Origin of the sequence: Shewanella sp. POL2 (assembly GCF_000282755.1) — a bacterium.
Taxonomy (GTDB): domain Bacteria; phylum Pseudomonadota; class Gammaproteobacteria; order Enterobacterales; family Shewanellaceae; genus Shewanella; species Shewanella xiamenensis.
Map to the genome: position 1 here is coordinate 21,759 of NZ_AKZL01000036.1, position 25,271 is coordinate 47,029.

The 25,271-nt window shown below is 48.6% G+C and carries 23 protein-coding genes; 14 read left to right on the plus strand and 9 right to left on the minus strand.

Features of this window, described 5'->3' with window-relative positions:
- Positions 1-282 precede the first annotated feature (282 nt).
- Together SHEWPOL2_RS11475 and SHEWPOL2_RS11480 are read left to right on the plus strand one after the other, a co-directional pair.
- Complete coding sequence (locus tag SHEWPOL2_RS11475) at positions 283-1,665, plus strand: sigma-54 dependent transcriptional regulator (RefSeq protein WP_037423995.1); 1,383 nt, start codon at positions 283-285, stop codon at positions 1,663-1,665.
- Entirely contained in the window at positions 1,666-3,801 is a 2,136-nt protein-coding gene (locus SHEWPOL2_RS11480; RefSeq protein ID WP_037428338.1) for a cache domain-containing protein, read from the plus strand.
- A 254-nt stretch (positions 3,802-4,055) separates the two neighbouring features.
- On the opposite strand, the gene SHEWPOL2_RS11485 is transcribed toward SHEWPOL2_RS11480, so the two are convergent.
- Together SHEWPOL2_RS11485 and SHEWPOL2_RS11490 are read right to left on the minus strand one after the other, a co-directional pair.
- Positions 4,056-4,523: a GNAT family N-acetyltransferase gene (locus SHEWPOL2_RS11485; protein ID WP_037423988.1), complete on the minus strand. Its 468-nt coding sequence runs from the start codon at positions 4,521-4,523 to the stop codon at positions 4,056-4,058.
- A gap of 98 nt (positions 4,524-4,621) precedes the next feature.
- The gene (locus SHEWPOL2_RS11490; protein ID WP_037423985.1) at positions 4,622-5,281 is read right to left on the minus strand and encodes a 7-cyano-7-deazaguanine/7-aminomethyl-7-deazaguanine transporter; all 660 of its coding nucleotides are present in this window, start codon (positions 5,279-5,281) and stop codon (positions 4,622-4,624) included.
- A 229-nt stretch (positions 5,282-5,510) separates the two neighbouring features.
- On the opposite strand from SHEWPOL2_RS11490, the gene SHEWPOL2_RS11495 reads away from it, so the two are divergent.
- Positions 5,511-6,236 carry a transporter substrate-binding domain-containing protein gene (locus SHEWPOL2_RS11495; protein ID WP_037428341.1) on the plus strand — a complete coding sequence of 242 codons (726 nt, stop codon included), beginning with the start codon at positions 5,511-5,513 and terminating at the stop codon, positions 6,234-6,236.
- 24 nt (positions 6,237-6,260) lie between these two features.
- On the opposite strand, the gene SHEWPOL2_RS11500 is transcribed toward SHEWPOL2_RS11495, so the two are convergent.
- Entirely contained in the window at positions 6,261-7,619 is a 1,359-nt protein-coding gene (locus tag SHEWPOL2_RS11500) for an isochorismate synthase (RefSeq protein WP_037428343.1), read from the minus strand.
- A gap of 418 nt (positions 7,620-8,037) precedes the next feature.
- On the opposite strand from SHEWPOL2_RS11500, the gene SHEWPOL2_RS11505 reads away from it, so the two are divergent.
- From SHEWPOL2_RS11505 to SHEWPOL2_RS11540, 8 genes are all read left to right on the plus strand, one after another.
- Positions 8,038-10,227: a TonB-dependent receptor plug domain-containing protein gene (locus tag SHEWPOL2_RS11505; protein ID WP_037428346.1), complete on the plus strand. Its 2,190-nt coding sequence runs from the start codon at positions 8,038-8,040 to the stop codon at positions 10,225-10,227.
- A gap of 1 nt (position 10,228) precedes the next feature.
- Positions 10,229-11,596 (plus strand): ATP-binding cassette domain-containing protein, encoded by a 1,368-nt coding sequence (locus SHEWPOL2_RS11510; protein WP_037428348.1) that lies wholly within the window; start codon positions 10,229-10,231, stop codon positions 11,594-11,596.
- On the plus strand, positions 11,586-12,269 hold the full coding sequence (locus tag SHEWPOL2_RS11515; protein WP_037423969.1) for an energy-coupling factor transporter transmembrane component T: 684 nt from the start codon (positions 11,586-11,588) through the stop codon (positions 12,267-12,269). The genes SHEWPOL2_RS11510 and SHEWPOL2_RS11515 overlap by 11 nt, the downstream gene beginning before the upstream one ends.
- Complete coding sequence (locus SHEWPOL2_RS11520) at positions 12,266-12,808, plus strand: hypothetical protein (RefSeq protein WP_037428350.1); 543 nt, start codon at positions 12,266-12,268, stop codon at positions 12,806-12,808. Before SHEWPOL2_RS11515 ends, SHEWPOL2_RS11520 begins: the two co-directional genes overlap by 4 nt.
- A gap of 15 nt (positions 12,809-12,823) precedes the next feature.
- The gene (locus SHEWPOL2_RS11525; protein ID WP_037428353.1) at positions 12,824-13,561 is read left to right on the plus strand and encodes a DNA-binding protein; all 738 of its coding nucleotides are present in this window, start codon (positions 12,824-12,826) and stop codon (positions 13,559-13,561) included.
- A gap of 7 nt (positions 13,562-13,568) precedes the next feature.
- Positions 13,569-13,811: a hypothetical protein gene (locus SHEWPOL2_RS11530; protein ID WP_037428355.1), complete on the plus strand. Its 243-nt coding sequence runs from the start codon at positions 13,569-13,571 to the stop codon at positions 13,809-13,811.
- A 217-nt stretch (positions 13,812-14,028) separates the two neighbouring features.
- Positions 14,029-15,219 carry an HD-GYP domain-containing protein gene (locus tag SHEWPOL2_RS11535; RefSeq protein WP_037428357.1) on the plus strand — a complete coding sequence of 397 codons (1,191 nt, stop codon included), beginning with the start codon at positions 14,029-14,031 and terminating at the stop codon, positions 15,217-15,219.
- A 104-nt stretch (positions 15,220-15,323) separates the two neighbouring features.
- The gene (locus SHEWPOL2_RS11540; RefSeq protein ID WP_037423959.1) at positions 15,324-15,959 is read left to right on the plus strand and encodes a paraquat-inducible protein A; all 636 of its coding nucleotides are present in this window, start codon (positions 15,324-15,326) and stop codon (positions 15,957-15,959) included.
- Positions 15,960-16,001: 42 nt separating this feature from the next.
- Here SHEWPOL2_RS11540 and SHEWPOL2_RS11545 read toward each other — a convergent pair whose 3' ends face one another.
- The 4 genes from SHEWPOL2_RS11545 to SHEWPOL2_RS11560 are packed head-to-tail and all read right to left on the minus strand — an operon-like array spanning position 16,002 to position 21,586.
- Positions 16,002-16,307, minus strand: a complete 306-nt coding sequence (locus tag SHEWPOL2_RS11545; RefSeq protein WP_011627657.1) for a DUF3240 family protein — start codon at positions 16,305-16,307, stop codon at positions 16,002-16,004.
- Complete coding sequence (locus tag SHEWPOL2_RS11550; protein WP_037428364.1) at positions 16,304-19,357, minus strand: CusA/CzcA family heavy metal efflux RND transporter; 3,054 nt, start codon at positions 19,355-19,357, stop codon at positions 16,304-16,306. The genes SHEWPOL2_RS11545 and SHEWPOL2_RS11550 overlap by 4 nt, the downstream gene beginning before the upstream one ends.
- A 1-nt stretch (position 19,358) precedes the next feature.
- Positions 19,359-20,387, minus strand: coding sequence for a membrane fusion-like protein (locus SHEWPOL2_RS11555; protein WP_037428366.1), 1,029 nt, complete (start codon positions 20,385-20,387; stop codon positions 19,359-19,361).
- Positions 20,384-21,586: a hypothetical protein gene (locus SHEWPOL2_RS11560; RefSeq protein ID WP_037428368.1), complete on the minus strand. Its 1,203-nt coding sequence runs from the start codon at positions 21,584-21,586 to the stop codon at positions 20,384-20,386. Before SHEWPOL2_RS11560 ends, SHEWPOL2_RS11555 begins: the two co-directional genes overlap by 4 nt.
- 144 nt (positions 21,587-21,730) lie before the next feature.
- On the opposite strand from SHEWPOL2_RS11560, the gene SHEWPOL2_RS11565 reads away from it, so the two are divergent.
- On the plus strand, positions 21,731-22,276 hold the full coding sequence (locus SHEWPOL2_RS11565; RefSeq protein WP_037428372.1) for a LuxR C-terminal-related transcriptional regulator: 546 nt from the start codon (positions 21,731-21,733) through the stop codon (positions 22,274-22,276).
- Between the two features lie 112 nt (positions 22,277-22,388).
- Entirely contained in the window at positions 22,389-22,535 is a 147-nt protein-coding gene (locus SHEWPOL2_RS22720) for a hypothetical protein (protein WP_086024028.1), read from the plus strand.
- Positions 22,536-22,584: 49 nt separating this feature from the next.
- On the opposite strand, the gene SHEWPOL2_RS11575 is transcribed toward SHEWPOL2_RS22720, so the two are convergent.
- Entirely contained in the window at positions 22,585-23,535 is a 951-nt protein-coding gene (locus SHEWPOL2_RS11575) for a putative sulfate exporter family transporter (protein ID WP_037428377.1), read from the minus strand.
- 244 nt (positions 23,536-23,779) lie between these two features.
- Positions 23,780-24,343, minus strand: a complete 564-nt coding sequence (locus tag SHEWPOL2_RS11580) for a malate synthase (protein WP_037428380.1) — start codon at positions 24,341-24,343, stop codon at positions 23,780-23,782.
- 210 nt (positions 24,344-24,553) lie between these two features.
- On the opposite strand from SHEWPOL2_RS11580, the gene SHEWPOL2_RS11585 reads away from it, so the two are divergent.
- On the plus strand, positions 24,554-25,271 hold a 718-nt coding region (locus SHEWPOL2_RS11585; RefSeq protein ID WP_037428386.1), incomplete at its 3' end, for a helix-turn-helix transcriptional regulator.

Here is a 25,271-nt window from a genome sequence, read left to right on the forward strand (position 1 = left end):
ATACTCCTTGGCGAAAAATAGGGGTCCGACTCAATTGCCTACTGAGTGGGAGATTCCGTAAATTGTAATGCGTTCGATGGAAAGCAAATAGGATGCCAAACCAATAATGGTGCATTTACCTTCACAGCATGATCTAAATTGTGAGCTCGATCCCAGGCTCAGCAAATAGTTTACAGACAAATTGTCCCAGCGCATGCTTCTGATGGTTCATAGTGACCTATTCGTCTAGTTTCAATGCTAGAATTGGTCGCAATTGAGTCAAAATGTCCAGACGTGAGCACTATGAGCCAGATAGATAATAACCTCAAGCCCCTTCCTTCCGCTGTTTCAGTCCTGATCGTCGATGACGAGCCGGGGATGCGTAGCTTTTTGAATAAGGCGCTCTCGAAGAAATTCGCCTTAGTCGAAACGGCGGGCAGTATTGAAGATGCTGAGCAGTTACGTAGCCGCTGCCATTTCGACTTGCTGATTGTCGATATCCGCTTACCCGGTCGTTCGGGTATCGAGTGGCACGAAGCCTTAGATGAGCAAGGTCGACGTTCCGATGTAATCTTTATGACCGGCTATGCGGATTTAGAGGTGGCGATTAAAGCGCTGCGAGCAGGTGCCTCAGATTTCATTATGAAGCCATTCCATCTCGAGCAGATGATGTCGGCGGTTGACCGTTGTATTGAACGCCGATTGCTGCGCCGTGAAAACTTGATGTTGCGTCGCGAAGTCTCTATCGGCTATTCCTCTACCATCATAGGGAGTAGCGACGCCATGAAGTCGGTGAAGCAAGTGATAGAGCGCGTGGCACCGACCAATGCCGTGGTATTAATTCAAGGCGAATCGGGCACGGGTAAAGAGTTAGTTGCGCGCCAATTACATTTACTCAGCGGTCGCCAAGGGCCCTTCGTGCCAGTTAACTGTGGCTCGATAGCCCCAGAACTACTTGAGAGTGAACTCTTTGGTCATACGGCAGGGGCGTTTACTGGTGCTAAAGGTAACCGTGAAGGCCTATTTAGTTTTGCCTCCGGCGGTACGATTTTCCTCGATGAAATTGGCGAGATGCCGCTCAAAATGCAAACAGCGTTGTTAAGGGTGCTGGAGCAGAAGGCGATTCGCCCCGTGGGCAGTGAGAAGGAAGTCAATATTGATGTCCGGGTGATTGCGGCAACTAACCGTACTCTGATGGATGAAGTCGAAGCGGGGAACTTCCGTCGCGATCTTTATTATCGACTGAATGTGCTGGATATTTTTATTCCTCCGCTGCGTGAGCGTCCGGAAGATGTGGTCGAATTGACCCACCATTTTACCCGCCAATTGGCTGCTGAATTAGGCGTGCGTGAAGTGGTGTGGAGTCATGAAGACATGGTAAAGCTGCAACAACATGAATGGCCGGGTAATATCCGCGAACTGCGTAATATGATTGAGCGCTGTATTCTGCTCGGCAAACCGCCAGCGGAGTACTGGAAGCAGCAGGTTAAAACCGAGTCTTCGGCTTTGCAGGGTTATCCTTTAGATTGGCCATTAAAAGATGTGGAAAAACACCATGTGACGAGTGTGGTCGATCTGCATTCTGGTAATAAATCTGCGGCTGCTCGGGACTTAGGGGTTTCCCGCAAGACCTTAGATCGCAAATATAAAGAGTGGTTTGACGTTAGCGACGAGCAGGAGTTTTAAGTGTCTTTTTTTACTCACTTTTTTGGAGTTAGTTGGCAGCAAATGCAGGCTAAAGTGCGTTATCGCATTTTGATCCTCACATTGCTGCCGATTTTGCTCACTTTGGTGAGTTTAGTGTTTATCACGATTTACTGGAATATCAGCTACACAGGCAAGCAACTGTTTATGAAGGTCAAAGCCGATTTGGCTGTGGCTGAAAACACCCTGCAACAGGTGCAAGTTCGCCAAGAAAAACAGCTAGAAAGAGTGATGACCTCATGGACATTCCAGAATGATTTTAGGCCGATCCTCAGTGGTGCATTAGATCATAGGACGAGCATAGATAGTTTTCTTGATGAGCAAAAGCAGCAACTCGATTTAGACTTTTTGCGGCTGGTCAGTGTGGCTGAAGCGGCGGCGGATCCTGATTTACGACAGATTTTACCGAAAATGGGTGGAATGTTGCCTTATTCGGGACTGATGGTGTTATCTCGTGAACGTTTGGCGCGGATTGACCCTGATTTAGCGCAAAGAGCGAGTATTCCACTGTTAGCGACCTTGCGGGCACAAAGTCCCAATAAGCAAGTTGAGGACCGTGGTTTGCTCAGCCGTAGCTTGTTGCCGATCCCCGATACTGAAGGCAAAGTGGCATGGTATCTCGACGGCGGGGTGTTATTTAACCGCGACACCCGCATCGTTGATCATATCCGCGATCTTGTCTACGACAAGGGTACCTTGCCCGAACGTTCAATTGGTACTGTGACGATTTTTCTCGATAATATTCGGGTATCGACTAACGTTCCTTTGCATTTTTTTCCACAGCCGAATGAATCCCAAGGGCGTGCACTGGGGAGTTTGGTCTCGGAGGAAGTGCGAGAAAAAGTGTTAAATCACGGAGAGTTATGGGTCGATAGGGCGTTTGTGTACAATGATTGGTTTATTTCTGCCTATGCGCCGTTAGAAGATGTCCGTGGACAACGAATTGGGATGATTTACACCGGTTTTTCGGAGTCACCTTTTATTCATAACTACCTGCTTAATATCATTGAGTTAGGTACCATTCTGATGTTAGTGCTGCTTATTTCTGGATTGCTGGTTTACCGCGGTGCCTACAGTTTATTGCAGCCGATTGAGCGGATTCACCATGTGGTGCAAGCGGTGCAGTCTGGACGCAATGTGCGTATTGGTGCCTTGGGGTTAGATAGGGATAACGAGTTGTCGAATCTTGCCGAGCAGTTCGACCGTATGCTCGACCTATTGCAGCGGCGCAACGCGCAAATTCAGGCCGCTGCCGAACAGCTCGAAATGAAGGTCGAAGAGCGTACTCGTAGCCTGCAAGATAAGACCTTAGAGCTACAGCGTAACGTCGCTTTACTCAATGAGACACGCCAGCAGTTAGTGACTAATGAAAAGTTGACCGCTCTAGGAGAGTTAACCGCTGGTATTGCACACGAAATCAATAATCCGACCGCTGTTATCCTCGGCAATATGGAGTTACTGCGCTATGAGCTGGGTGATAATGCCGACGTCGTAAAAGAAGAAATTGATCTAGTTATTCAGCAGGTTGGTCGTATAAGCACTATTATCCGTAGCCTACTGCAATATAGTCGCCCGGGAGAGTTTAACGCTCCCTTAGAGATGCATCCTATCACGCCGATCATTGAGGAAATGCTGGTATTAGTGCGGCATTCAATTCAAAAGCAAGAAGTTGTGCTGATAACGGAACTGAACGCCAGTTGCCCTGTTCAGGTCAATCGCCCGCAGTTACTGCAAGTACTGATTAACCTTGTGGTGAACGCAGCCCATGCGATGGATGGTAAGGGACGCATTTGGGTTCGCACTTATGATTGGGTGCAGCAAGATATGCCGATTGGCGTCAAAATCGAGGTTGAAGACGAAGGGTCTGGGATTGAGCCTGAGCAATTGGGGCGGATTTTTGATCCTTTCTATACCACGCGTAAAGATGGCACTGGTCTTGGGCTGTCGCTCAGCTACGGTATTATTAAGCGCATCGGTGGCACCATAGAGGTGAGCTCTGTATTAGGTAAAGGCTCAATCTTCACCATTGGCTTGTATCACGAGGCTAAGGAAGATCAACAAAACAACCTTTACGATGGCTTACATTTTTCTGGCCAAAGCACCGAAATGTCATCTTAGAAGCGACTCTGCATAAAACGCTATCAGATTGATTCACTGAATAACAAGCAAAAAAAAGCCGGATGATGAATCCGGCCACAAAAGAGTGTGTGAGCAATGTCGTGCTTGCAAACTCAGGAGCACTTTAACAACGTCAGATTACCAGTCATCGGTGTTAAAGATGAGTTTTGGAACGCAAGTTAACGATAATCATTCTCAATTGTGTTTGCAAGCTATTTATTGCAAAAAAATGCATATTTTTATCTATGGTATATTTATGCAGCCACAATAGACTTGCTTAAATGTAATTTATGGTTGATCAAACTCTGAGGATCGGCATTTAGCTCGGTAATTAAATATTGGTTTCTAATCAACAGATTGAGCATTGCAGGGAAACGATTCATGGTTTTAACCTGAATATGGTTATAGCCTTGGAGGCTGGCCCATTTCTCTTGGTATTCAAGTAGGCTTTGTGCTAATCCTAAACGTCTAAAGTCTGTCGCAACGCCACCTAACCAACTGTAAAAAATCCCTTTTTCCTGTTCATATCCCAGCTTGAACCCCGCCAGTTCGCCTTCCACATAGGCTAGGAGAATCAAGCAAGTCTTGCCTGAAAGCCGTGCCGTTAAGGTGTCTGGCGTCAATGGACGGTCGAGCTCAGGAATTTGCTTACTTAGTTCGATGAGTTGTATGGCTAACTCGGGAGTCAGAGTTGTGATTGCTTTGATTTCAATTGAATACATAATTTTCTCTCACAAAAATCAGCCCCAATAGCGTATCAAGCGCATTGGGGCCGAATAAAAACTGTTCAAATTATAACAGGTCTGGCCAGTTGAGTTAATCAGGAAAATGATTTTTGTGGGCTGGTTTGCAATATCTTGTCTTGTAACACTTTCAGTAGCACACCGTAGGCGGGTAAGAATAGCCCTAGGCTAACAAGCAATTTAAAGCTGTAATCGACAGTGGCAATTTCAGGCCAGTTGGCGGCCATAAAGCTGTCTGTTGAAGCATAAAAAGCGATGCTGAAGAACACTAAGGTATCGACTAAATTACCAACAATCGTTGATGCCGCAGGCGCGACCCACCATGAACGGCTCTGGCGCAGACGGGCGAATACAGTGATATCCATCAGCTGACCAATCAAATAAGCCGCAAAGCTGGCAAACGCAATACGAAACACAAAGGTGTTCCATTGGCTTAAGGAGTCCATCCCTTGGAAGCTACCCTGATGGAATACGACTCCCATAACATAGGAAATCATCAGTGCGGGCACCATGGCCTTGAGGATGATGCTTCGAGCGGGTGTTTGTCCAAAAATGCGCACCGTTAGATCGGTTGCAAGGTAAACAAAAGGAAAACTAAACGCGCCCCAAGTGGTGTGATAACCAAACAATTGAAACGGCAGTTGTACCAAGTAGTTGCTTAGGCAAATAATCAGTATGTGAAATCCCACTAATAGCAGGAGTGCGCGGCGAAGCTGCGCAGGGGTTAACATTAACATATGTGGCCTTTTTAGTTGTGTAGGGCGGGGTGAGGGAACCCGCTAAATCGTCTGCTGTTATTTTATCCCGTTCCAGCGTGCTGAAATCGGGCCGCCATTATAGTGACCATGTTTGAAGATGCAAGCTTACGGTTTATATTTCAAGCAATTTAGCCGCGAATACTGCGCAAACCTAAGGCATAGGGATCGAAATTGTCCTACACTTTCTAAGAAATGTTAGGAGAAACCGATGAGATTATTTCTTGCCGCCTTGTGTGTTAGCTTATTGAGTTTCTGTGCTTTCGCGACTCCCAATAAGCCGGTCGTGGTGCATCTTGTCACAGCCTCTTGGGAAGGTTTTGCTAATCCTGATGAGACGGGTTACTACTTTGATCTCCTCAGGCGTGTCTTTCCATCACCGGAATGGCAGGTCGATGTGCAGTTTATGCCTTTTGCTCGTACCTTATATTTGATTGAAAGTGGACGGGTCGATATGGTTCTCAGCGTGTACAAAGGCGATGTGAAAAATAGCCTACTGAGTGAAAATGCCGTTGAGCTTGATTCAATTGATGCCGCAGTAACGCCTCAAATTGCAGCAACTTGGGCAGGGATGGAGAGTTTATCCCATAAGCGAGTCCAAGCCATGCTGGCCTATCGTTACAATATGCTGACTTCCATACCGATGTTTTACGAAGAAAGTAGCGACATGCTGAGTATGCTCAATAGTGTAAATGCGGGACGAATCGATGCAGTACTGGATTACAAAAAGAATATGGAGGCGCTCATTCCTGAACTGAGGGCGCCACAAACGTTTGTGATTATCCAAGGAGTGTTAAATGCAGAAACTTTTTTTGCCTTTGCCAATACCGAAAAAGGACAAATGCTAAAGCAACATTTTGATATTGAACATAAAAAAATCATTGACTCCGGTGAGCAGGATAGGCTTTACACTGAGACCAAAGCAAAGGGGTTTTAATGTTTCGGCATCAGTGTTAAATGTTTATAGCTCAATCAGAATCGACATTATCGTTGCAAGTTTATTCTCTAGCTCTTGCCACTCAGCCTCGGGATCTGAACCTGCAATAATGCCCGCACCGGCAAACAGATTAATTTTACCTGGCTCAATCAATGCACTGCGGATGGCGACTGAAAACTCACTCTCATCTTGATTAAAATATCCGCAAGCGCCAGCGTACCAGCCTCGCATATAGCCTTCCCGCTGGCGAATGAACTTCATTGCAGATTCTCTAGGGAGGCCTCCCACCGCGGGTGTAGGATGCAGTGCTTGTAACAGCTGAAAATCGTTCACGCCGGGCTTTAACTCGGCACGAATAGCGCGGTGCAGATGCTGAATATGATTTAACTTAAAGATTGTGGCCGCTTCTTCTGCACCGACATACTGACTCAAAGGCGTGAGCATATTGACTATGTGACGGCGAACAAGCTGATTTTCAACACTATTTTTATTGTCTTCCAGCAGCGCATTGGCTAGCGCCACATCTTCTTCTTTATTTAATCCGCGAACTGTCGTGCCCGCTAATGCCTCGGTAAACAATTGTTGCCGACGACGACGAAATAAGCGCTCTGGGGAGCAGGAGATATAAGTACGCTCAGGGCTAAATTGGAATCCAAATTGAAAGCTGTTGGGGTTACGGCCTTGCCAGCAGGCTAATACCATCCAAGGATCAACTTGCTCGTTAACCTTAAGCTCTGTCAAACGTGAGAGAACGACCTTGGGCGTATCTTGATTAAATTCAGGCTCAACGACTTGTTCGACTAAGGTTTTCCAACGAGGAAAGTCCGGAATATCTTGGCGGCTCACTAGGGTGAGTTTATTGGGTGGCGCCAAGGGGCGTGCTGGCATAACCGCTTCAATAGCGGCAATCGCAAGGTCGATCTCATCGATAGGATTGTTATCGGCAAAATTAAGATTTACCCGCAAACTAAACTGATCCGCACTGCGTCTAAACTCGATTCTGGGTAGTACAAATCGGCTATTACCAAACTCAGGCCAAGATTCAATGCTGCGGTCAAAGGCTACACCGCCATAGTATCGAATGTCTGGATTGCTAGATAAAACACGTTGCCGTTCGTAAACACTGGCCAGCTCGTTATCCTGGACGCCAGTTTCAAATTTTATGTCTTTACAAGCACCTATGGCTGCAACTTCTTCAATTTTGTCACGCCCATGCCAGTAGATGCGTGGATACTGAGTTTGTGATGCCAACCATGAAATCAAAGGAATAGAGACAGTCGTTAAAGATAGCTGCACTATCGGCTCCGACGCTGGAACCTGTTTCATTTGAATGAGTTTGTCGATGAGAGACTTAAGGTCTTCAGACAGGGCATGAGCAGGCAAGTAAAACTCCAAAGATAACGGAATGAAGGTAGTGGCTGAAGTTCCGGTTCTCAGCGGTGAATATGAACTAGGTTAATGCATTCTTTTTAAAGTCATTTACACCAAGTTGATTAGAGCGTGTAAATAAGAATCTTTCGCTCAAATTAAAGGCCGAGGCCGTCAGTGTCAAGAAGCAAGCCATGAGTGTGTGACTTTTACCATAGTCTCATTTTAAGACGCAAAAAAATGTGACCAAGATGGGTCTTTTTGTCGATACCGTTGGCAGTGTTGGACATTTTGTCTCTTTGTGACTAAAGGCGTGTTCCATTTGCCGTAATTAGTCGATCTGGGTTGGTTTTTAATTTTTTTTGGTTGAGACGGAATTATCTAAGACCACAATAGGGAGCACATCTTAAATTTCCTCTATGACAACAATAATATGATTACCAGACAAACGATTTTTAGAGTGTCGTCCTTAGCGTTAGCGATTGGGCTCAGTTTAACTGCTCACGCCGATGAAATCGCCCGCGATCCCCTGCTAAATGTGAATGAAGTGATTGTAGTCCATGGCGACGGCGCCGATGCGGAGCAATTGGCGACCACTCATTGGAGCATCAATGAGGCCGAAATCCGTGCTTTGGGTGCGCAGACATTAGACCAAGTGCTGAAGAATGTGCCCGGGGTTTATATCCGTGTGGGTGGTGATGGCACCCCTAGGGTCGATATCCGTGGTTTTAAGACCCGCCATGTCACTCTGTTGGTAAACGGCGTGCCCATGAGCAGTGCCGACGATGGGCAGTTCGACCCAAGCGTGATCCCAACCAGCCAAATTGCCTCGGTTGAAGTGTCGGTCGGCCCGACTTCAGTGCTGTACGGCCCAAGCGGTGCCGGCGGGGTGATCAATATTATTACTAAGCAAGGCAGCACTGCGCCCGCCTTGTCTGGACGTGTAGAAGCGGGTAAAGACAATACCTTTAATGGCGACATCAGCGCCGCAGGTTCGGGTGATGATTGGCAGGGATTAGTGAGTGTTAGCCGTCAACAGACCGATGGTTTCCCGATGTCGAACGATTTCGAGCCGACCAAATATCAAGACGGTGAACTGCGTGCCAACTCAGATAAAGAAGTCACCAACGTTTATGCCCAAGGTAGTTACTGGTTATCGGATAAGACCCAACTGATTGCCAACGCGGCACTGCGTAATGGCGAATGGGGCAAACCTGCCCGTGATGGAACTGGCAGTGGCAAACTTAAGTATGAGCGCACCGACGATTACGATTCACATACCTTCCAGCTCGGCTTAGCCCATCAGTTCGACGATACTTTTACCCTGCGAGGTTTTGGCTATCACAATCAAAGCGATACCTTAGAAGCCGCTTATGCCGATGAAACTTATTTGGCATTAACGCAAACTCAAGACGGTCGCTCCGTGGTTCAAGGGGTCAATTTACAGCTGATCACTGATTTTCATAAGGCCGGGCTGTTAACCACCTCTGTGATTGCTGAAGAGCAGAGCTGGAAGTCTGTAGTGGACACATACTCCAGCAATACTGGTAGTGGTACGGGGAATAACTCGGGCACTGGTTCAGGTTCCGGCAGCGGCTCTGGTAGCGGTGGCGGAACAGGTTCTGGCGGTGGCACTGGCAGCGGTGGCGGAACAGGTTCTGGCGGTGGTACTGGCAGCGGTGGTGGAACAGGCTCTGGTGGTGGCACTGGTAGCGGTGGCGGAACAGGTTCTGGCAGTGGCACTGGTAGTGGTGGCGGAACAGGTTCCGGCGGTGCTGAAAATCTAAACGATTCCGCATGGTTATATACCGCTGCGGCCGAATATCAGTATCAATCTGAGCACAACTATGGCGTTACCTTAGGTGGAGCTTTCCATTCACTCGATGCCTCTGATGGCACGGATGATAATTACTCGGCAATGGCATCTAGCTACTGGCAAGTGGTACCCGATTCACGTTTAAGCCTAAGTGTGGCACGTAAAGTCCGTTTCCCTTCCATGGTGAACTTGTACTCGCAATCATCGGGTAACCGTGATTTAGAAGCAGAAGAGTCTAAGCATGTTGAGTTGGGTTTAGAGCAAAACTTACCCGCCAGTACCGACTTCTCGCTCTACGGTTATTACACGGATGCGAAGAACTACATCGCCAAAGATACTGCGGGTTTCTACCAAAATATGGGGCGCTATGAGTTCAAAGGGATTGATTTTCAAATTAATAACCATGTGATTGAACATTTAGATCTGAGCTTCTCTTACAGCTTCCTAGACTCGAAAGAAATGGAAGGCGACGATACCTTAGATGCACTGCAATACCGTCCTCGTCACCAGCTGCGCTGGCAAATGAGCTACGAATTCCCATTCGAGACACAAGTCCACCTCAATGTGGAACGTATCCTCGATCAGGTTTATGCGACTCAGGTGAAAGTGAACGGTCAGAACCAGTATCAACAGCAGTCGCTGGATAACTACACCTTAGTGGATATCAACTTAGTGCAGCCGCTGATCACCGATAAGTTAGACGTGTATCTGCGTGCCACTAACCTATTGGATGAGAACTACTACCAGAGTGAAGCCCTGCCTCAGGCTGGCCGTCAGTTCTTCGTGGGTGTGAACTGGCAGATTTAAGATGAAATTACTCGAGCTCGACGGTGTCAGCTTTAACTATGGCAGCCAGCTAGCCCCGGTTTTACAGGAGCTTAATCTCTCGATTGACGCAGGCCAATGCCATTGTGTGAGTGGGCCCACGGGCTCGGGTAAATCGAGTCTATTAAATCTACTGGCGGGCGTACAGAATCGCCCGCATGAGGGCGATATTTGGCGTCACCCCGAGTTGGTTACTGGCTTAGTGATGCAGGATCCGCAAACCCAGCTACTAAGGCAAACAGTGGGCGCCGAAGTCGCCTTCGCCTTAGAGAATCTCGGCATCCCCGCCGAGAATATGTTACCTAAAGTGCAGTTAGCGCTGCGACGCGTCGGGCTGTTTTTACGGCTCGACACCCCAGTCAGCACCCTTTCCCTCGGTCAAAAATACCGTTTGATGATTGCCGCACAGTTGGTGTGTGAGCCGCATTTACTCTTGCTCGATGAGCCATGGGCGCAGCTCGATGACCATGGCGTGAGTGAGTTGTTAGCGGTATTACGTAATCTAATTACCGAAGGCATGGCATTGGTGTTAGTGGAACATAATGCGGCGGCCTTTACCGAGATTATCCAGCACTATTGGCAATTAGAGGCAGGCCGTTTATCCGAGGGGATATATACCGTCAGCGATGCCACCGTGCAGGAAGCGCCAGTGAGAGCTTGGGGAAGTACACATCACTTAGGCAAAGTACAGGTGAGCGCCGAGGCGTTTGATTTCTGCTTCGATGGTTGTCAGCCCTTGTTTAGCTGTCCACAAGGGTTTGAATTGCACGCCGGCGAGATAGTGACCTTAGTGGGGGATAATGGTGCGGGTAAAACTAGCCTATTAAAATCCATCGCGGGCATGCTGCACCTAAAGTTGCGCTTGCCGCTCAAGGTGTTGGGCCGTAAGCCTAAACTCGGTGTGTATGGCGCCGAGTTAGGGTTATTGCTGCAAAGGCCGAGTCGACAACTGTTTGAAACCAGCGTGCTGGCCGAGATGCAGTTTAGTTTGAATCGTTTCGAACTGCCTAAAGAGCGTGCCGAGCAAATGCTGCTCGATCTCGAATTGAGTGCGCTGGCCGAACAGTCGCCTCATAAGTTGTCCTACGGTCAACAGCATCTTATTGCCTTGGCATCATTAGCCTGCTTGCAGCCTAAGGTGCTGCTACTCGATGACCCACTCGCGGGCATGGATAAAGAGTACTATCGCAAAGTATGGTATCTGCTCAAGCGCCTCAGTGCACAAGGTTGCGCCATTCTAATGAGTAGTCACAGAGTAGTCGTGCATAGTGCCGTGTCTCGGCAACTCAGTTTACACAATGGGTTGTTGACGGAAGACACTCTGATGATGGAGGAGCGCTATGTGGGTTAGTTGTCGTCGATGGCGACTACGTGCCCGCCGGCGTTGGAGTCGCGAGAAGCAAGAAACTACGCTATGCGCGCTGTCGCTGTTTTTCGTCTGCGTACTTTCCGCCTGCGCTTTTGTATTGCCCGCCGATTTATTGCTGCCGCTGGCGGCCGTGAATGGCTTGCTAGTGCTCCATGGCTTAGCGCGCCGGGGCAGTATTATGGGCGTGGTTAAACTCGGTGTGATTCAACTGACGATTACTTTAAGTCTTTATTTATTGCTCTATGGCGTTGATCACCTCGCCCAAGGCGCCGTGGTGGTGGGACGCATTATTTTAGCGACTATCCCCGGCTGGTGGTTGTGTATCACGGCTGCGCCCGAGCGCATTGGTGAAGTATTAAGTGCATTTTTGCCGAGCAAATGGGCCTTTGTGGTGGCCGCATCTTTGAGTTTGCTGCCCTATATGGCGGATGAAGTGCGCGAGATTTATCAGATCCAATGTCTGCGAGGCGCGCGTATTACCCCTAAGGCGCTGCGAAATCCTAAAAATTGGCCTGAGCTAGTGTATTGCGTGCTGTTTCCTGTATTAATCCAATTACTTAAATTATCTCGCCAGATGGCGGTTGCGGCCCAGAGTCGTCACTTTGGCAAGCGTACGCGTGTCACCCATTGGCACTCACCGAGAGACAAAAAATGAAGAAAAAACTTCCTCTGAGTTTGCAGGACTCGCTGTTTATTGGTTTTTGCGCCACTTTGCTGGTGGCATTGACGAGTATGTTAAGGCTTAAGCTCGGGATTTCTGGCCATAGCATGTTTTTGATGAGTTTCTTCTATTTGATTTGCTACGGCGTACTTGGGCGTTTTGGTAGCATGATTGCCTGTGGTGGTGTTGCAGGGCTAGTCGCGATGGCGCTCGGTGTTGGTAAGGGCGGCCCAATGATTTTATTGAAGTTTATCTTACCTGCTATTGCGATGGATCTGGTGGCCTTGTTGCTACCTCTCACCTTAAGCCTGCACTGGCGCTGCGTGATTTTAGGCATTGTTGGCTGTATGGCCTGGGCGGTCAAAGTGGCTCTGACCAATGCGCTGGCGGGCATGGCGCTCGATGTTGTGCTGATCCAATGGGGTGCGAGCGTGCTTAAGGGTGGATTTTTTGCCACCTTAGGTGCCCTGCTGGTGCCTCCCGTGCTGCATAGGCTTAAGGCCCATGACCTCCTCCACCGTGACAAGTTTTAACTGCTAGGAATACCGATGAAAAATTGGCTTATTTGTATCGATGATACCGACGACATTGGCACTAAAGGCACAGGCGAGATAGCTGAGGAAATTGCACATTTGCTCGCGCAAAACTCGGGTGGCAAGGCTTCCTTTGTGACGCGGCACCAATTATTTGTGCATCCTGATATTCCTTACACCTCTCACAATAGCGCCATGTGTTTTGCGTTGCAGTCGCCGTTATCACAGGCCGAGATCTATCGTCTGGCGGTCGCGCATCTGGTGGCTGAATCTGCACCTAAGGCAGATCCTGGGATTGCAATTTTGGATGTCGATTCCGACTATGATGTGAACGCGCTGATAGACTTTGGGCTCAGAGCCAAGTGTGAAGTCATTACCAAAGCGGCCGCCTATCAGCTTGCTGAGCAGTTACAGATTCATCTGACTGAACACGGTGGTACTGGTCAAGGTGTGATTGGTGCTTTGGCTGGGCTTGGATTGCGGTTAATGGGCAATGATGGGCGAGTGAAGGGCCAAATCAAACTCGGTCAACTTGAAGAGGTTTCCCTTGAGCTACCTGTGGCGGATATCCTTGAACAAACCGGCTTGGATGCGGTGATGAGTACCGATAAATACCGCTTGGCCGCAGACGAAAAAGTCCAACTCAAAGGCAAAGTAAAAGCTGTCTATCTTGAACATCAATTTGTTTTATTAGTCGCGAAGGACGGTGAGCTGTGGCGTAATGCTGGCAAGCAAGCCTTGCAGGACTATTGAGGTGGGAATGGATCAAAAGTTACTCAAGCTGTTTGAATATGAGACTGAACGTTGGATTTTTCGGGCGGGTTTACAGCAATATTCAGAAGCAAGGCGGGCGGCGCGGTTGTGCACTCATTTTGCTCCAGATGATGAAGATGAGCAGATAGATGATGATCTTCATTCCTGCTATAACTGCCAATATCGCCGTTGGATGGTGGCAAGCTTCGAATGTGTAATATTAAAAAGTGCTATATTATTAGACGATTAGCTCGCTCTTGAGTAATGGCATAGGATTCTACTAGGTTTTTGTCTTGTTCTTTGATGCTAATCATCAAAGCATATGGTGCTTTTATCTTCCTCAGCATAGAATGCGCGTTATACTGTCCTATACTTCCAGGAAGTAAACAACGGCATCGTGCGCCCAATAGTGCGGTATGTTACGTAGTCGATAGCAGTAATATTCTCTATGCCTTGGGGTTGCTAGTATGAGTGAGTCGGCAGAATCGGTTGACCTAATCAAATTGCCAGTGTCGAAATTGACGTTGGGAATGTTTGTCACAGCAATTGACAGAAATGATCAGGGCCGGTTGGCAATTGCAAATGCTGGACAAATCAAGCACAAGGACTCGATTCTAAAATTATCAAAGAGTGGCATCAAATATGTTTGGGTCGATACGGAGCGTTCGGCTGAACATTGTGGTTTTAAACGTAAAGCCAGCAACGATAGCCTATCAGAAGTTAAAAAATCCCTACTGACCCGTGAGAAGCAACAAGCGCAGGCGAAGGTCATTTTGACCGAAGCGAAGGATCTCATTCGCAAAGTACTCTCAGAAACATTCGAGGGTAAAGCGATTGAAGTCGCTCCTTTTGAAGCACTTGCTGACAGCATGATTGAGTCAGTGTTGTTGGATGAAGACGCCCTAAAGTGTATGTCAGCACTGCGCACTAAAGATGCTTATCTGTTAGAGCACTCAGTGAATGTCGCCTTCCTGCTCGTTACTTTCGGTAAATACCTTAAACTCGACCGCGCTATGTTAAGAGAAATGGCGGTGGGCGGCATTTTGCATGATATCGGCAAGATTAAGGTCGACAATAAAGTCCTGCATAAACCGGGCAAGCTCACGCCTGAAGAATTCGAGCATATGAAGTTGCATCAAGTATATGCACTTGAAATAATGAACGAAACCAAAGGGTTGTCTCAAATAAGTAAAGATATCTGCCTAATGCACCATGAAAAATTAGATGGGCGGGGCTATCCAAGGGGATTAAAGGGAGATGAGATACCTCGCCACGGTCGGATGAGTTGTATTGTCGATATATTTGATGCCTTAACCGCGACGCGTTGCTACAAAGAGGCCATGAGTCCTGCGGCCGCCTTTAAGATCTTACTGAGCTTGACGCCATTTCACTTAGATCAAGAGCTGGTTTATGAGTTTATTCGTTGTATCGGTGTATATCCTGTAGGCTCTTTAGTCGAATTGTCCGATGGTCGAGTTGGTATTGTTTGGACCTCCAAGGATAGAGATGCATTACATCCAATTGTGAAGTGTTTTTATTCTCTAAAAGCAAAGCGTTACACTGAAGTCGCCATGGTAGACCTTCTTAAATCAGACCTTCACATTGAGCGAGGCGTATCGCCAAGCTCCTTAGATATAGATCCATCACCCTTTTATTGATTGCCCAAGTTGCACTTGATATCTACCAAGATCTTAAGTGCCATTCATTGCCCCCGCTGCGCCAAAAGCCTTACACTGGGTGAAAGTTTGCTTTGGGCTCAGTTATGAACAGTGTTCGTCAATCTCTCCTTCCCATTCTCGTTATTCTGCTGTCTTTGGCGTTGTTAATTCCCGGCGTAACTCAGCCCATTTTGAGCCTTAACGGCAGCATAAATAAGGCCAAATTAGCCGAACAGGGGATTGAGCAGGTTGCCCAAAGTTTCGATGAAGACTCGGGGCGCGACAGTGCCCGCGGCATGTTGAATATGGTTAGTGGTCTGCTGGGGCTAAATAACCTTAAAGGTGAGGTCCAAGTATTGCAGCAAACCCGCAGTATTTGGAGCACAGTCACCGAATTATATAATACTGGCAATGGCTTAGTTGCAGGACTGGTGATGCTGTTTAGTATCATTATCCCTGCGGTAAAACTCAGCTTAATGTTGGTACAACAAAGCGTGAGTTCGATTGCGCTGCAGTGGCGTATTCATCATCTAGTGTCTGCGCTGGCGAAATGGTCGATGGCCGATGTGTTTGTGGTGGCCCTGATTATTACCTTTTTGGCGGGCAATGCCTCGGGCGGTATGGGTGAAATGCTAAAGACCAAGGCGCAGTTTGAGAGCGGATTTTACTTCTTTACCGCCTACTGCATCCTCTCCATCGCCAGTGGTTACTTAGTGCGTCGTCCAACCCCGATTCTGTAGTCAATCAAAGGGCATACAGCAGGTTCTGTATGCCCTTTATCGTTAGGAAAGCGTGCCGTTTTGATAGATGGGCATAATCCAATAACGGCATGGGTTGTGTTTACAGACCTTTGCTAGTGCTTCAAGCAGGGCGCTTTGCTGGCTTGCAGGGTGCATAATCTCAAACTTACAAAACTCCCGATAACCTTCCACCTGTTCCTTGATATTGAAATGGCTGTGCTCTCGGCTAAATCCGCAAATATTGCCCAAGCTAAAGCCGGATAAAAACTCCAACTCAATCAGAGTGTCGACTATATCGTCCTTAATATCGTTTTGGGCGATCAGGACTAGCAGTTGTTCCGTGCTCATCGGCGTTTCTCCAGCCAAAAATACAACATGGGCAGTAAATACAGGGTCGTAATGGTCGATGTGAGCAATCCACCGATCACCACAATGGCCAAAGGTTTTTGGATTTCAGCACCAGGGCCCGAGGCGAACACTAAGGGGATCAAACCAAACATGGCGGTGGTGGCCGTCATCAGAATGGGTCTGAGTCGCCGCGCGGCACCCTGTTCGACTCTCTCCCTGAGGCTGCCAAATAAGTATTTGGTTTGTTCGTAATAACTGACCATCACTACGCCGTTAAGCACGGCGACACCTAGCAGGGCGATAAAACCTACTGAAGCGGGCACCGAGAGGTACTCCCCCGAGAGATACAAGCTGACGATACCGCCCATCATAGCGAACGGGACGTTAGCGAGGATTAATCCCGATTTTGCTAGCGAGCCAAAGGTGGTGAATAAAATCAAAGTGATCAGTGCGATAGCTATTGGGATCACCAGCAACAAATTGCTGGTGGCGCGCTGCTGGTTTTCAAACTCGCCACCGAAGCTGACGCTATAGCCGCTTGGTAGTTTGATTTCCTTGGCGATTTTGCTGTTAAGCTCTTCCACAAAGCCCACAATATCCCGCCCTTGAACGTTGGTGGTGATTACCGAAAAGCGATTTCCCTGTTCCCGCTCGATCAGGATAGGGCCCTGTTTATAACTCAATACTGCCACGTCACTTAGGCGTTTCAGGGAATGATCTGGCATTACCAATAGCTGATTTTGCAGTTCGTTGATATTGCTGATCTGCGCCTGATTATTGGCGATAAGCACAGGCGTGCGCTTCTTCCCTTGCAGCACCTCGGTGACGACCACACCTTCGAGTTGGCTCTTGAGGTAACGGGCAAATTCCATAGTGCTCATCCCAAACCCACGGGCGAGCTCGTTATCTAAGGTGAGATTAATAAAGGGGCTGCCTTCAATCATCGCCATCTTAACGTCGACACTGCCCTGAGTTGCAGTGACCAGTTGTTCTATTTCGCCGGTGAGTTTTCCTAAGGTCTCGATATCATTCCCGAATACTTTAATCGCGACATCCCCAATACTGCCTGTGAGCATTTCGGAGACACGCATCTGTATCGGTTGCGTAAAGTTAAAGTTCACGCCGGGATATTTAAGCAGCACAGTGCGGATGGCATCGATAAGCTGCTCTTTAGTGGCAAAACGCCATTCGCTGCGGGGCGCCAGCTCTAAAAACACATCGGTTTCGTTCAATCCCATGGGATCTAAACCAATCTCATCGGCACCAGTGCGTGCCACCATCTGTTTGATTTCGGGGATTTGGCTTAGCAGTGTTTGCTGGATCTGTTTATCGATAGCGATGGAGGCGTCGAGGGAAATCGAAGGGGATTTCTCTAACTGGAGAATGATGTCGCCCTCATCTAAGGTCGGCATAAAGGTTTTCCCCACCAGACTAAATAGGCCCAGACTGACGATCAGCAAGCTAAAGGCGGTGAGCATAAAAGGTTTTTGCCAACCAAAGCAGGCTTTTAGGCTTCCAAGGTAAAGATGCTTGAGCTTTTCGATGGCCTTAGGTTCTTTCGCGGCCTTTTCGTTAACGAGGTATGAGGCAATCACGGGGATCACGGTCAGCGATAACACCAGCGCCGACAGCATGGCAAACACTATGGTGATGGCGACTGGGGTAAAGAGTTTGCCTTCTAAACCACTGAGGGTGAGCAGTGGCGAGAACACTATGATGACGATAACCGTGCCCGATACTACGGGAATGGCGACGTCTTTGGTGGCGCGAAAGATCAAGTGTAAACGCGGCAAACGCTGTTTAGTGGCGATTAAATTCACCATGTTTTCAACCACGACCACGGAGGAGTCCACCAACATGCCGATAGCGATAACGAGGCCTCCAAGACTCATCAGGTTCGCTGACAGATTGAAGTAATCCATCATCAAAAAGGTGAACAGTGCGGCTAGCGGTAGCGACAGGGACACCACTAACGCGGCGCGCACATTACCTAAAAACAGCGCCAGCAATACGATGACCAGCACTACGGCCTCGAATAGCGCATTGGAAATGGTCTCGATAGCGGTATTGATCAGGTTAGCGCGGTCGTAAAAGGTGTTTATCTGGCTGCCTTCAGGGAGAGTCAGGCTGATTTGCGCCAGTTTTTCCTTAATGTTGTTAACCACTTGTGCCGTATTGGCGTCCTTGAGGGCAATGATTAAAGCTTCGGCGGTTTCGTTGCCATCCTTAGTGACGGCGCCGTAGCGTGCAAGGTGGCCTATCTGGATATCGGCGAGATCCTGCAAGCGATAGACTTTGGCATTATCGGTTTTGATCACTAGCTGTTTAAGCTCGTCGATATCATCGATGCGTCCCTCGGAGCGCACTATGATGGTGTCAGTACCTATGGTGAGCTTACCAGCACCTTCGTTGTGATTATTCTCCACAATCGCCTGTTGCAGCGCGGCAAAGCTCACGCCCGCAGCCGCCATCGCCGCAGGATTGGGGCTGATACTAAAACTCTTGGCATAACCGCCGAGGATATTCACATCGGCAACACCCGGCACTGTGCGCAGCAGCGGCCGAATTTCCCACTCGAGTAATTGACGTCGCTCCAGCAGGGAAAGATTGGGGTTTTCGAGTGAAAACATAAAGATTTCACTGAGCGGCGTGCTCATGGGCGCCACACCGCCACTCACACCTTCGGGAAAACTGTCCCAGACCGCAGTGAGGCGCTCGCTCACCTGTTGGCGCGCCCAATAGATATCCGTGCCTTCTTCAAAATCGAGGGTGATATCGCTAATGGCATACTTAGTGGTCGAGCGTAGAATCGATTGCTGCGGAATGCCGAGCAGCTCGGTTTCAATCGGGACGGTAATCTGGGCCTCGATTTCCTCCGGCGTCATGCCGGGAGCCTTGAGGATAATCTTCACTTGGGTTGGGGAAATATCCGGAAAGGCATCCAAGGGAATGGCAAACCAAGCTCGTGCGCCAGCCAACATGAGGATCAGCGCCACAATCAGCACAAAAAGTCGCTGAGTGAGCGAAAAACGGATCACAGAGGTGAGCATCTTATTCGCCTCCTAAACCGAGCATGATGCCTTTCACCGCGGCAACCGACTGGGATAGAACTTGCAGCTGACTCAAGTCTTGATCGCTGGCGACAATATATTGCTCCGGGGTTGAGCCTAAGATATCGACCGTTAGCGCATTGAGCTGGTTATCGGACAGAGTGAACACTTGGCTGTCTTGCTCCCAACTAAACACACTATTTTTGGGGAGCAAATACACGGCTTTTTGATACTCGGGAACCACAGTCATTTGCTGACCTAACAACAGGTTACATTCCTGTGGCACCGCCGATGACCAAGCCGTGACAAAGGCGCCTTCGGCAATCGCCGACAGTGACTCAATCGCGATATGGCATTGATTAATATTGATGGCCGACAGGGAGTGGGACTGGCCCGTCGGCACATTGACTTTGACGCGGATGCTGTTATTGGGCACCAGTGAAAACAGCTGATTCCCGGCCATATATGGGCCGTTGATGGTATTGAGTTTAACGATACCGTCAACGGGCGCGGCGACCACTAAGGAGTCGGTAGCCGCATCTGTGCTGTGGACGCGCTCCATAAAGTGCTGCATATGCTCGTATTCGAGGTGAGTCGTGAAATAGTCCTGACTGATCTCACGCCATTTTTCGGCACTTATGCTGCCATTGGCGAGCAAAGGTTTGTTGCGCTCATAACGACTCTTAGCGAGTTGATACAGGCTCGCCGCAGCCTCGACTTGGGCGAGGTAGTGGAACACTTCTGGCCCTGTGAGTTTAACTATCGCTTGGCCTTTACTGACGCGCTGGCCTTGGCCGACGAGAAAGTGCACCTGCTGGATATTCTCGGGCGTGCTGATCCAGTAATCATTGCCGGGGAGGATTTCAACCTGCGCCGGCAGTGGGCTGCCCTCATAACTGGCGACTCTTTGTGGCTGGGTGTAACTGAGGTCGAGATTGCCTAAGGCGCTAATGGCTAAGCTTTCGGCCTGCGCCGAACCTACAACACTCGCGGATAAACAGAGAAGGCATGCGCCGTACTTGGCCATCATAATGAAATTCCTAAGGCTTGGAGTTGTTGAGAATGCAGTTGTTGCAAGCTGACGCGGTTGAGCGCCAAGCGGGACTCGGTGTCGAGCGCCTCCATATAGCGGCGCAGCCAGACTTCATAACTCACCTGATCTTGATCTTTTACCTTGGCGAGTTCCTCGGTAATGGTGCGACTGAGGGCGAGTGCTTGGGTGAGTAAGCGCTGTTGCTCGACGAGGTTAGTTTGCTGGCGGACCAATTGATCCCACTGGTTTTTAAGCTCGAGTGCGCTGCGGTCAAGATTGAGGCTTTGTTCGGTATTTGCTTGTTGCCATTGGGATAAATCGCTCTGTGACAGCGCCGAGCCTAAGGTTAAGGGCACTGACACGGCTATGCCTAACTGCTGATCATCCACACCCGCATCGGCGGTATTTTTTGCCGTGAGTGAGACGGTCCAAGGATCGCGCTCACCCGCGTGTTGAGTTTGGATCAGCAGCAGGTGTTGCTGTTGTTGCAGCTTTAGCAATTGCCATAGGGGATGTTGGGCTAAGGTCTCGGCGCCCCTGCCAAGCGGGCGGTCAGTTTCCTCAATCGCGCTGGGCATTCGGTCTTGGCCCGTTAGCTGTTGATACAGGGCTAAAGATTGGGCTTGTTGTTGCAGAATGTCCGCGCGGCTTAAGGCGATATCGACACTTTCCCGCTCCAGCAGCAGGGTGTTGGCCAGTGGTAATTCCCCCGCATCGGTCAGTTGTTTTTGCTGGTGATGGAGTTTATCGAGCAACTGCTGTTTACGCTCAAGCTGCGACAGTTTGACTTCGCTCTGGCGGTATTCCCACAAGCTCTGCCTTAATAATCCCGAGAGATACAAGCCTTGCAGCGCTGTTTGTTGTTGATGAATTCGCTCGGCGAGTTGTTTTATTTGCTTATCGCTGTTGTGTAGCGCGGGCGATTTAAATGGCAAATTGACTGAGAGTTCCTGCTCGTAGCTGTTACTATTATCCAAACTCCCGAGGTGACTTAAGCTAATGCTCGGCAGGCCAGTGAGCCAGGTCGAGCTGGATAAATTTGCCGATTGGGTATTCGATGAAGTGATATGAGTCAACCTAGCTTGGCTGCTCGAAAGCGCTTGGGAAAGTTCGGCTTCCGCCGCGAGACACGGGAAACTACTGCCGACTAAGCTGGTCAACAGACATAACTTGATACAAGACGAACTGACAGACATGAGATGATTCTGTGGTATTAAACAATGCTGTCAGTGTAGGGATTGACGGGTGAAAGTCGTCGGGGACCTGTATCATAAACCCGCCTATGGTACATATGCCCCATAAAATAATTGATTGATTTTGCTTTTATTTAGGAGTTTTAGATGAAGGATATTGTCATTATTGGTCTGCTGGCACTCATCATGTGCTTTAAGCTTTTTGACATTAGTTCCGACATTCAATTAGGCATTCCGCAATGGCATTTAGTGCAGGAAGCCATACTCTTAGTGCTCACCGCTGTCGGGGCCATCTACCTCAGTTACGATTTAATGCGCCGCTCGCGCGAGGTTAAAGCCTTAGCAAAACGCCTCGAGTACGCCGATAAGAAAATCGACAATATGTCGACCCAAATGCGCTCCGCCAGACAGGAATACAGCCAAGCCGTATCAAACCAGTTTGATACTTGGGGTTTTACCAAGAGCGAGCAGCAAGTCGCGTTTTTATTGCTTAAGGGGCTGAGTTTTAAAGAAATTGCCGAAGTGAGGCAGACAAAAGAGAAAACCGTTCGCCAACAGGCGTCGACCATTTATGGCAAGGCCGACGTAGATGGTCGCCACACCTTTTGTGCTTGGTTTATGGAGGATTTTATTCAAGAACATAACCAAGAACTGGCGGCAAACGAGTCCGATAGCGCCCATAAAGCCGCTTAAGCTAAACTCTCAGGCTTAGTTTTTATAGCTATTTGTTATTGAAAATCGATATTGGCTGGCTTTTTAGTTCTAAACAATAATGAGCATCCCCTAAGTTTGCAGGAAGATGCAATTGAAAAACTGGCTGATTATCGTGTTTTCCCTGATTGCCCTCGTTGCATCCACGCAAACCACAGGATTACTCCGCTCGCTGATTGAGTTTTCCGCCTTTTTAGGCGTACTGGGGTTGGCTTGGCGGATTAAACCCAACGCCGAATAAAGCTTCCCGCGTTAGCGCGTCAATCAGAGTCGTTAGACTCAAATCCAATCTATTGAAAATACAGAATATAACCTAAAGACGTTACCCCAATTGCCGTCCACAGGATCACGCCCAGCAGCAAAGGCTTAGGGCCGCTTGCCCGCATTTTTTGCACCGTAATCCCCGCACCAATCAAGAACAGACACAGAACCAAGGTACGTTTCGACACCATAAACAGCGTGTCGTAGAGCGGCTGAAACTGCGGTAACCAATGGGCGATTGCGATGGCTAAACAGTAAAATCCGATAAAATACGGTAGGTTAAGCTTACGTTTATCGCCGCCAAAGATCAGCGCACTGACAAGGGCGATAGGGATAATCCATAGTGCGCGCGCCAGTTTAATGGTCGTGGCGGTTTTAAGTGCTTCATCACCATAGGCAGAGGCCGCGCCGACGACTGAGGAAGTGTCGTGAATCGCGATGGCACTCCACACGCCAAAATCGTATTGGCTCATATTGAGCAAATGCCCGAGGGCGGGGAATAAAAACAAAGCCACCGAGTTGAGTACAAATACACAGGCTAATGCGGTAGCGGTTTGGTCTGGTTTGGCATTAATGGCGGGCGATACGGCGGCAATAGCGCTACCGCCACAAATAGCGGTGCCTGAGGCGATTAAGTGGCCTGTGATCGGGTCAAACTTTAAAGCGCGAGTCACCATAAAGCCCAAGATCAGCGTAAAAATAATCGAGCCGACAATTAATCCGAGGTTATGGCTGCTGGCCTCAATCGCGGCGTTGAAGTTAATGCCAAAGCCTAAGCCGATAATCGAATAGGACAGTAATTTTTTGGTGAGGGCGGCGATATTCCAGTCGTTTGGCACCCAACCTAGGCTGGCTAAGGTAAAACCGAGCACAAGTGCCATAGGGGATGAGATAACAGGCGCGAGACACAGTAGCGCGGCGCAGATAAACACAAGGCGATGAGGTTGTTTAAGTTGCGAGACTATCGATGAAAAATTCATAACGCCTTAGGTTTGCGACTGAGTGTTTGGTTCTAACTACTGGAGCGCGGTTTTATATGGCAACGAGGTTAGAACTGAGACGCTGATAAAAGCGGGTATTATAGCGATGGAATTAATCTTCAATAAAATCAATTTAATTTATTTTGAGAGTCAGTTTTACTGATTGTTGGGCCGATGGAATGATCATAAAGGAAAGCTGAGGAGATTCACCTATGGTTTCATCTCCTCCAACTGTAGGATTAAATTAAAGATTAACAATGCTTTGCAGGCTGTAGTCACCACCGTCTTTAGCGGTAAATAACTTGTCTTGAATATCGTTGGCGCTTGGCATTCCCGCATGTAACAGGCTTAACCAATGGCGCGATGTGGCGTTGCGAGTGTCCTTTGGCTCAGTCGCTTGTGCCATTGGGGTTTCAATTTGCACATCTTCCAAATTCGCTAAATCCCGCGCGCCTATCATGCCAGTGCGGTCGAAACACAACTCTACATGGCAGCCTTGGTCCTGTAACACTATGGCGCTCGGTGCATCTTTAGTGCCGTTGAAGGCAACAAACTGCTTTGCTTGGCGTAATCCGCTGTGGCTGCCGTCGGCAAAAAATGCCAGCAGGTGTTGGTAATAAACCACATAGCTGATCACATCTTGGTGCGAACCCGCATCCAGCGGGAAATGACGGTCGAGGAACTGCTTCGCCTGGGCTAGTTTTTCATGCTCGGCCACGTTCACTTGGGCGACGGCAAGCACTTCTTCGGCGATGAAGCTGTTAAGATTCGATTGGATCTGGTTGCTCTTGATAATTGACATATTCATCGCTAGTTCCTCTACACTTTCCAATTTAAAAATTAGGGCCTTGATTTCACTTCTAATGGTTCAACGTTTGTCTTCAATTTGGTTTGTCCGACAGAGTTAATGGTTAAGCAGTGTCAGGTGGATAACCCTTCCTCGATTGCTTGATTTGTAGTCTAGTCTTTTTTTGGCTACAATTTCACAATAAAAATTTTACAATGTGAATTTTACAAAATGCGCAATGACCAGAGCTTGATGAGAAAGTCACATTTCCTCGGGACAAAAATACGTAACCTACGGAAACGTAACAATTTAACTATGGAAGATTTATCCGCGCGTTGCATTCGCGTCGATGCGGGCAGTGCGCCCTCTGTGTCATATTTGTCGATGATCGAACGCGGAAAACGCGTGCCGAGTGCCGAAATGTTGGCCGTGATTGCCACTGTTTTTCAAAAGGACGTTGACTGGTTTTTAGACGATGTACCCGAGGAGAGCGCCATCACGCCGGACAAGGGCCGCCGAGGCGGGATCAGCGGCATGGCGCTCGAACCCAGCTTTTTGTTTTCAAATGATATTTTGCAAATAGCGATTCCTGAAATGCTATCCCAGACAGGGATCTCGGGTCGGCAATTCGCCCATCTATTAATCCGCGCCCATCAGGAACATCATCAAAACCATTTCCCCGATCTTGAACGGGCCGCCGAAGAGGTTGGGTTAAAACGTATGCCCTTATCCCTCGAGGAGATGCTGGATATTGCCAAGAGCGTAGGCTTAAAAATCAAATGGATAGATAGTACACCCCAGGAAGTGATCGACGAGCGCGGCGTGAGTACCCATCAGTTAGTGACCTCTTTCTTCGAGCCGCCCAGCACAATTTACATCAATAAAGTCCTTAAAAATCGCCCCAGTCGGCTGAAGTACGATCTCGCCGCCCATATCGGCCATTGTGTAT

Coding starts and splice junctions, on each gene's coding strand:
- SHEWPOL2_RS11475 (WP_037423995.1), top strand. CDS start 283: ATGAGCCAGATAGATAATAACCTCAAGCCCCTTCCTTCCGCTGTTTCA.
- SHEWPOL2_RS11485 (WP_037423988.1), bottom strand. CDS start 4,523: ATGTATTCAATTGAAATCAAAGCAATCACAACTCTGACTCCCGAGTTA.
- SHEWPOL2_RS11490 (WP_037423985.1), bottom strand. CDS start 5,281: ATGTTAATGTTAACCCCTGCGCAGCTTCGCCGCGCACTCCTGCTATTA.
- SHEWPOL2_RS11495 (WP_037428341.1), top strand. CDS start 5,511: ATGAGATTATTTCTTGCCGCCTTGTGTGTTAGCTTATTGAGTTTCTGT.
- SHEWPOL2_RS11505 (WP_037428346.1), top strand. CDS start 8,038: ATGATTACCAGACAAACGATTTTTAGAGTGTCGTCCTTAGCGTTAGCG.
- SHEWPOL2_RS11510 (WP_037428348.1), top strand. CDS start 10,229: ATGAAATTACTCGAGCTCGACGGTGTCAGCTTTAACTATGGCAGCCAG.
- SHEWPOL2_RS11515 (WP_037423969.1), top strand. CDS start 11,586: ATGTGGGTTAGTTGTCGTCGATGGCGACTACGTGCCCGCCGGCGTTGG.
- SHEWPOL2_RS11520 (WP_037428350.1), top strand. CDS start 12,266: ATGAAGAAAAAACTTCCTCTGAGTTTGCAGGACTCGCTGTTTATTGGT.
- SHEWPOL2_RS11525 (WP_037428353.1), top strand. CDS start 12,824: ATGAAAAATTGGCTTATTTGTATCGATGATACCGACGACATTGGCACT.
- SHEWPOL2_RS11530 (WP_037428355.1), top strand. CDS start 13,569: ATGGATCAAAAGTTACTCAAGCTGTTTGAATATGAGACTGAACGTTGG.
- SHEWPOL2_RS11535 (WP_037428357.1), top strand. CDS start 14,029: ATGAGTGAGTCGGCAGAATCGGTTGACCTAATCAAATTGCCAGTGTCG.
- SHEWPOL2_RS11540 (WP_037423959.1), top strand. CDS start 15,324: ATGAACAGTGTTCGTCAATCTCTCCTTCCCATTCTCGTTATTCTGCTG.
- SHEWPOL2_RS11545 (WP_011627657.1), bottom strand. CDS start 16,307: ATGAGCACGGAACAACTGCTAGTCCTGATCGCCCAAAACGATATTAAG.
- SHEWPOL2_RS11550 (WP_037428364.1), bottom strand. CDS start 19,357: ATGCTCACCTCTGTGATCCGTTTTTCGCTCACTCAGCGACTTTTTGTG.
- SHEWPOL2_RS11555 (WP_037428366.1), bottom strand. CDS start 20,387: ATGATGGCCAAGTACGGCGCATGCCTTCTCTGTTTATCCGCGAGTGTT.
- SHEWPOL2_RS11560 (WP_037428368.1), bottom strand. CDS start 21,586: ATGTCTGTCAGTTCGTCTTGTATCAAGTTATGTCTGTTGACCAGCTTA.
- SHEWPOL2_RS11565 (WP_037428372.1), top strand. CDS start 21,731: ATGAAGGATATTGTCATTATTGGTCTGCTGGCACTCATCATGTGCTTT.
- SHEWPOL2_RS11575 (WP_037428377.1), bottom strand. CDS start 23,535: ATGAATTTTTCATCGATAGTCTCGCAACTTAAACAACCTCATCGCCTT.
- SHEWPOL2_RS11580 (WP_037428380.1), bottom strand. CDS start 24,343: ATGAATATGTCAATTATCAAGAGCAACCAGATCCAATCGAATCTTAAC.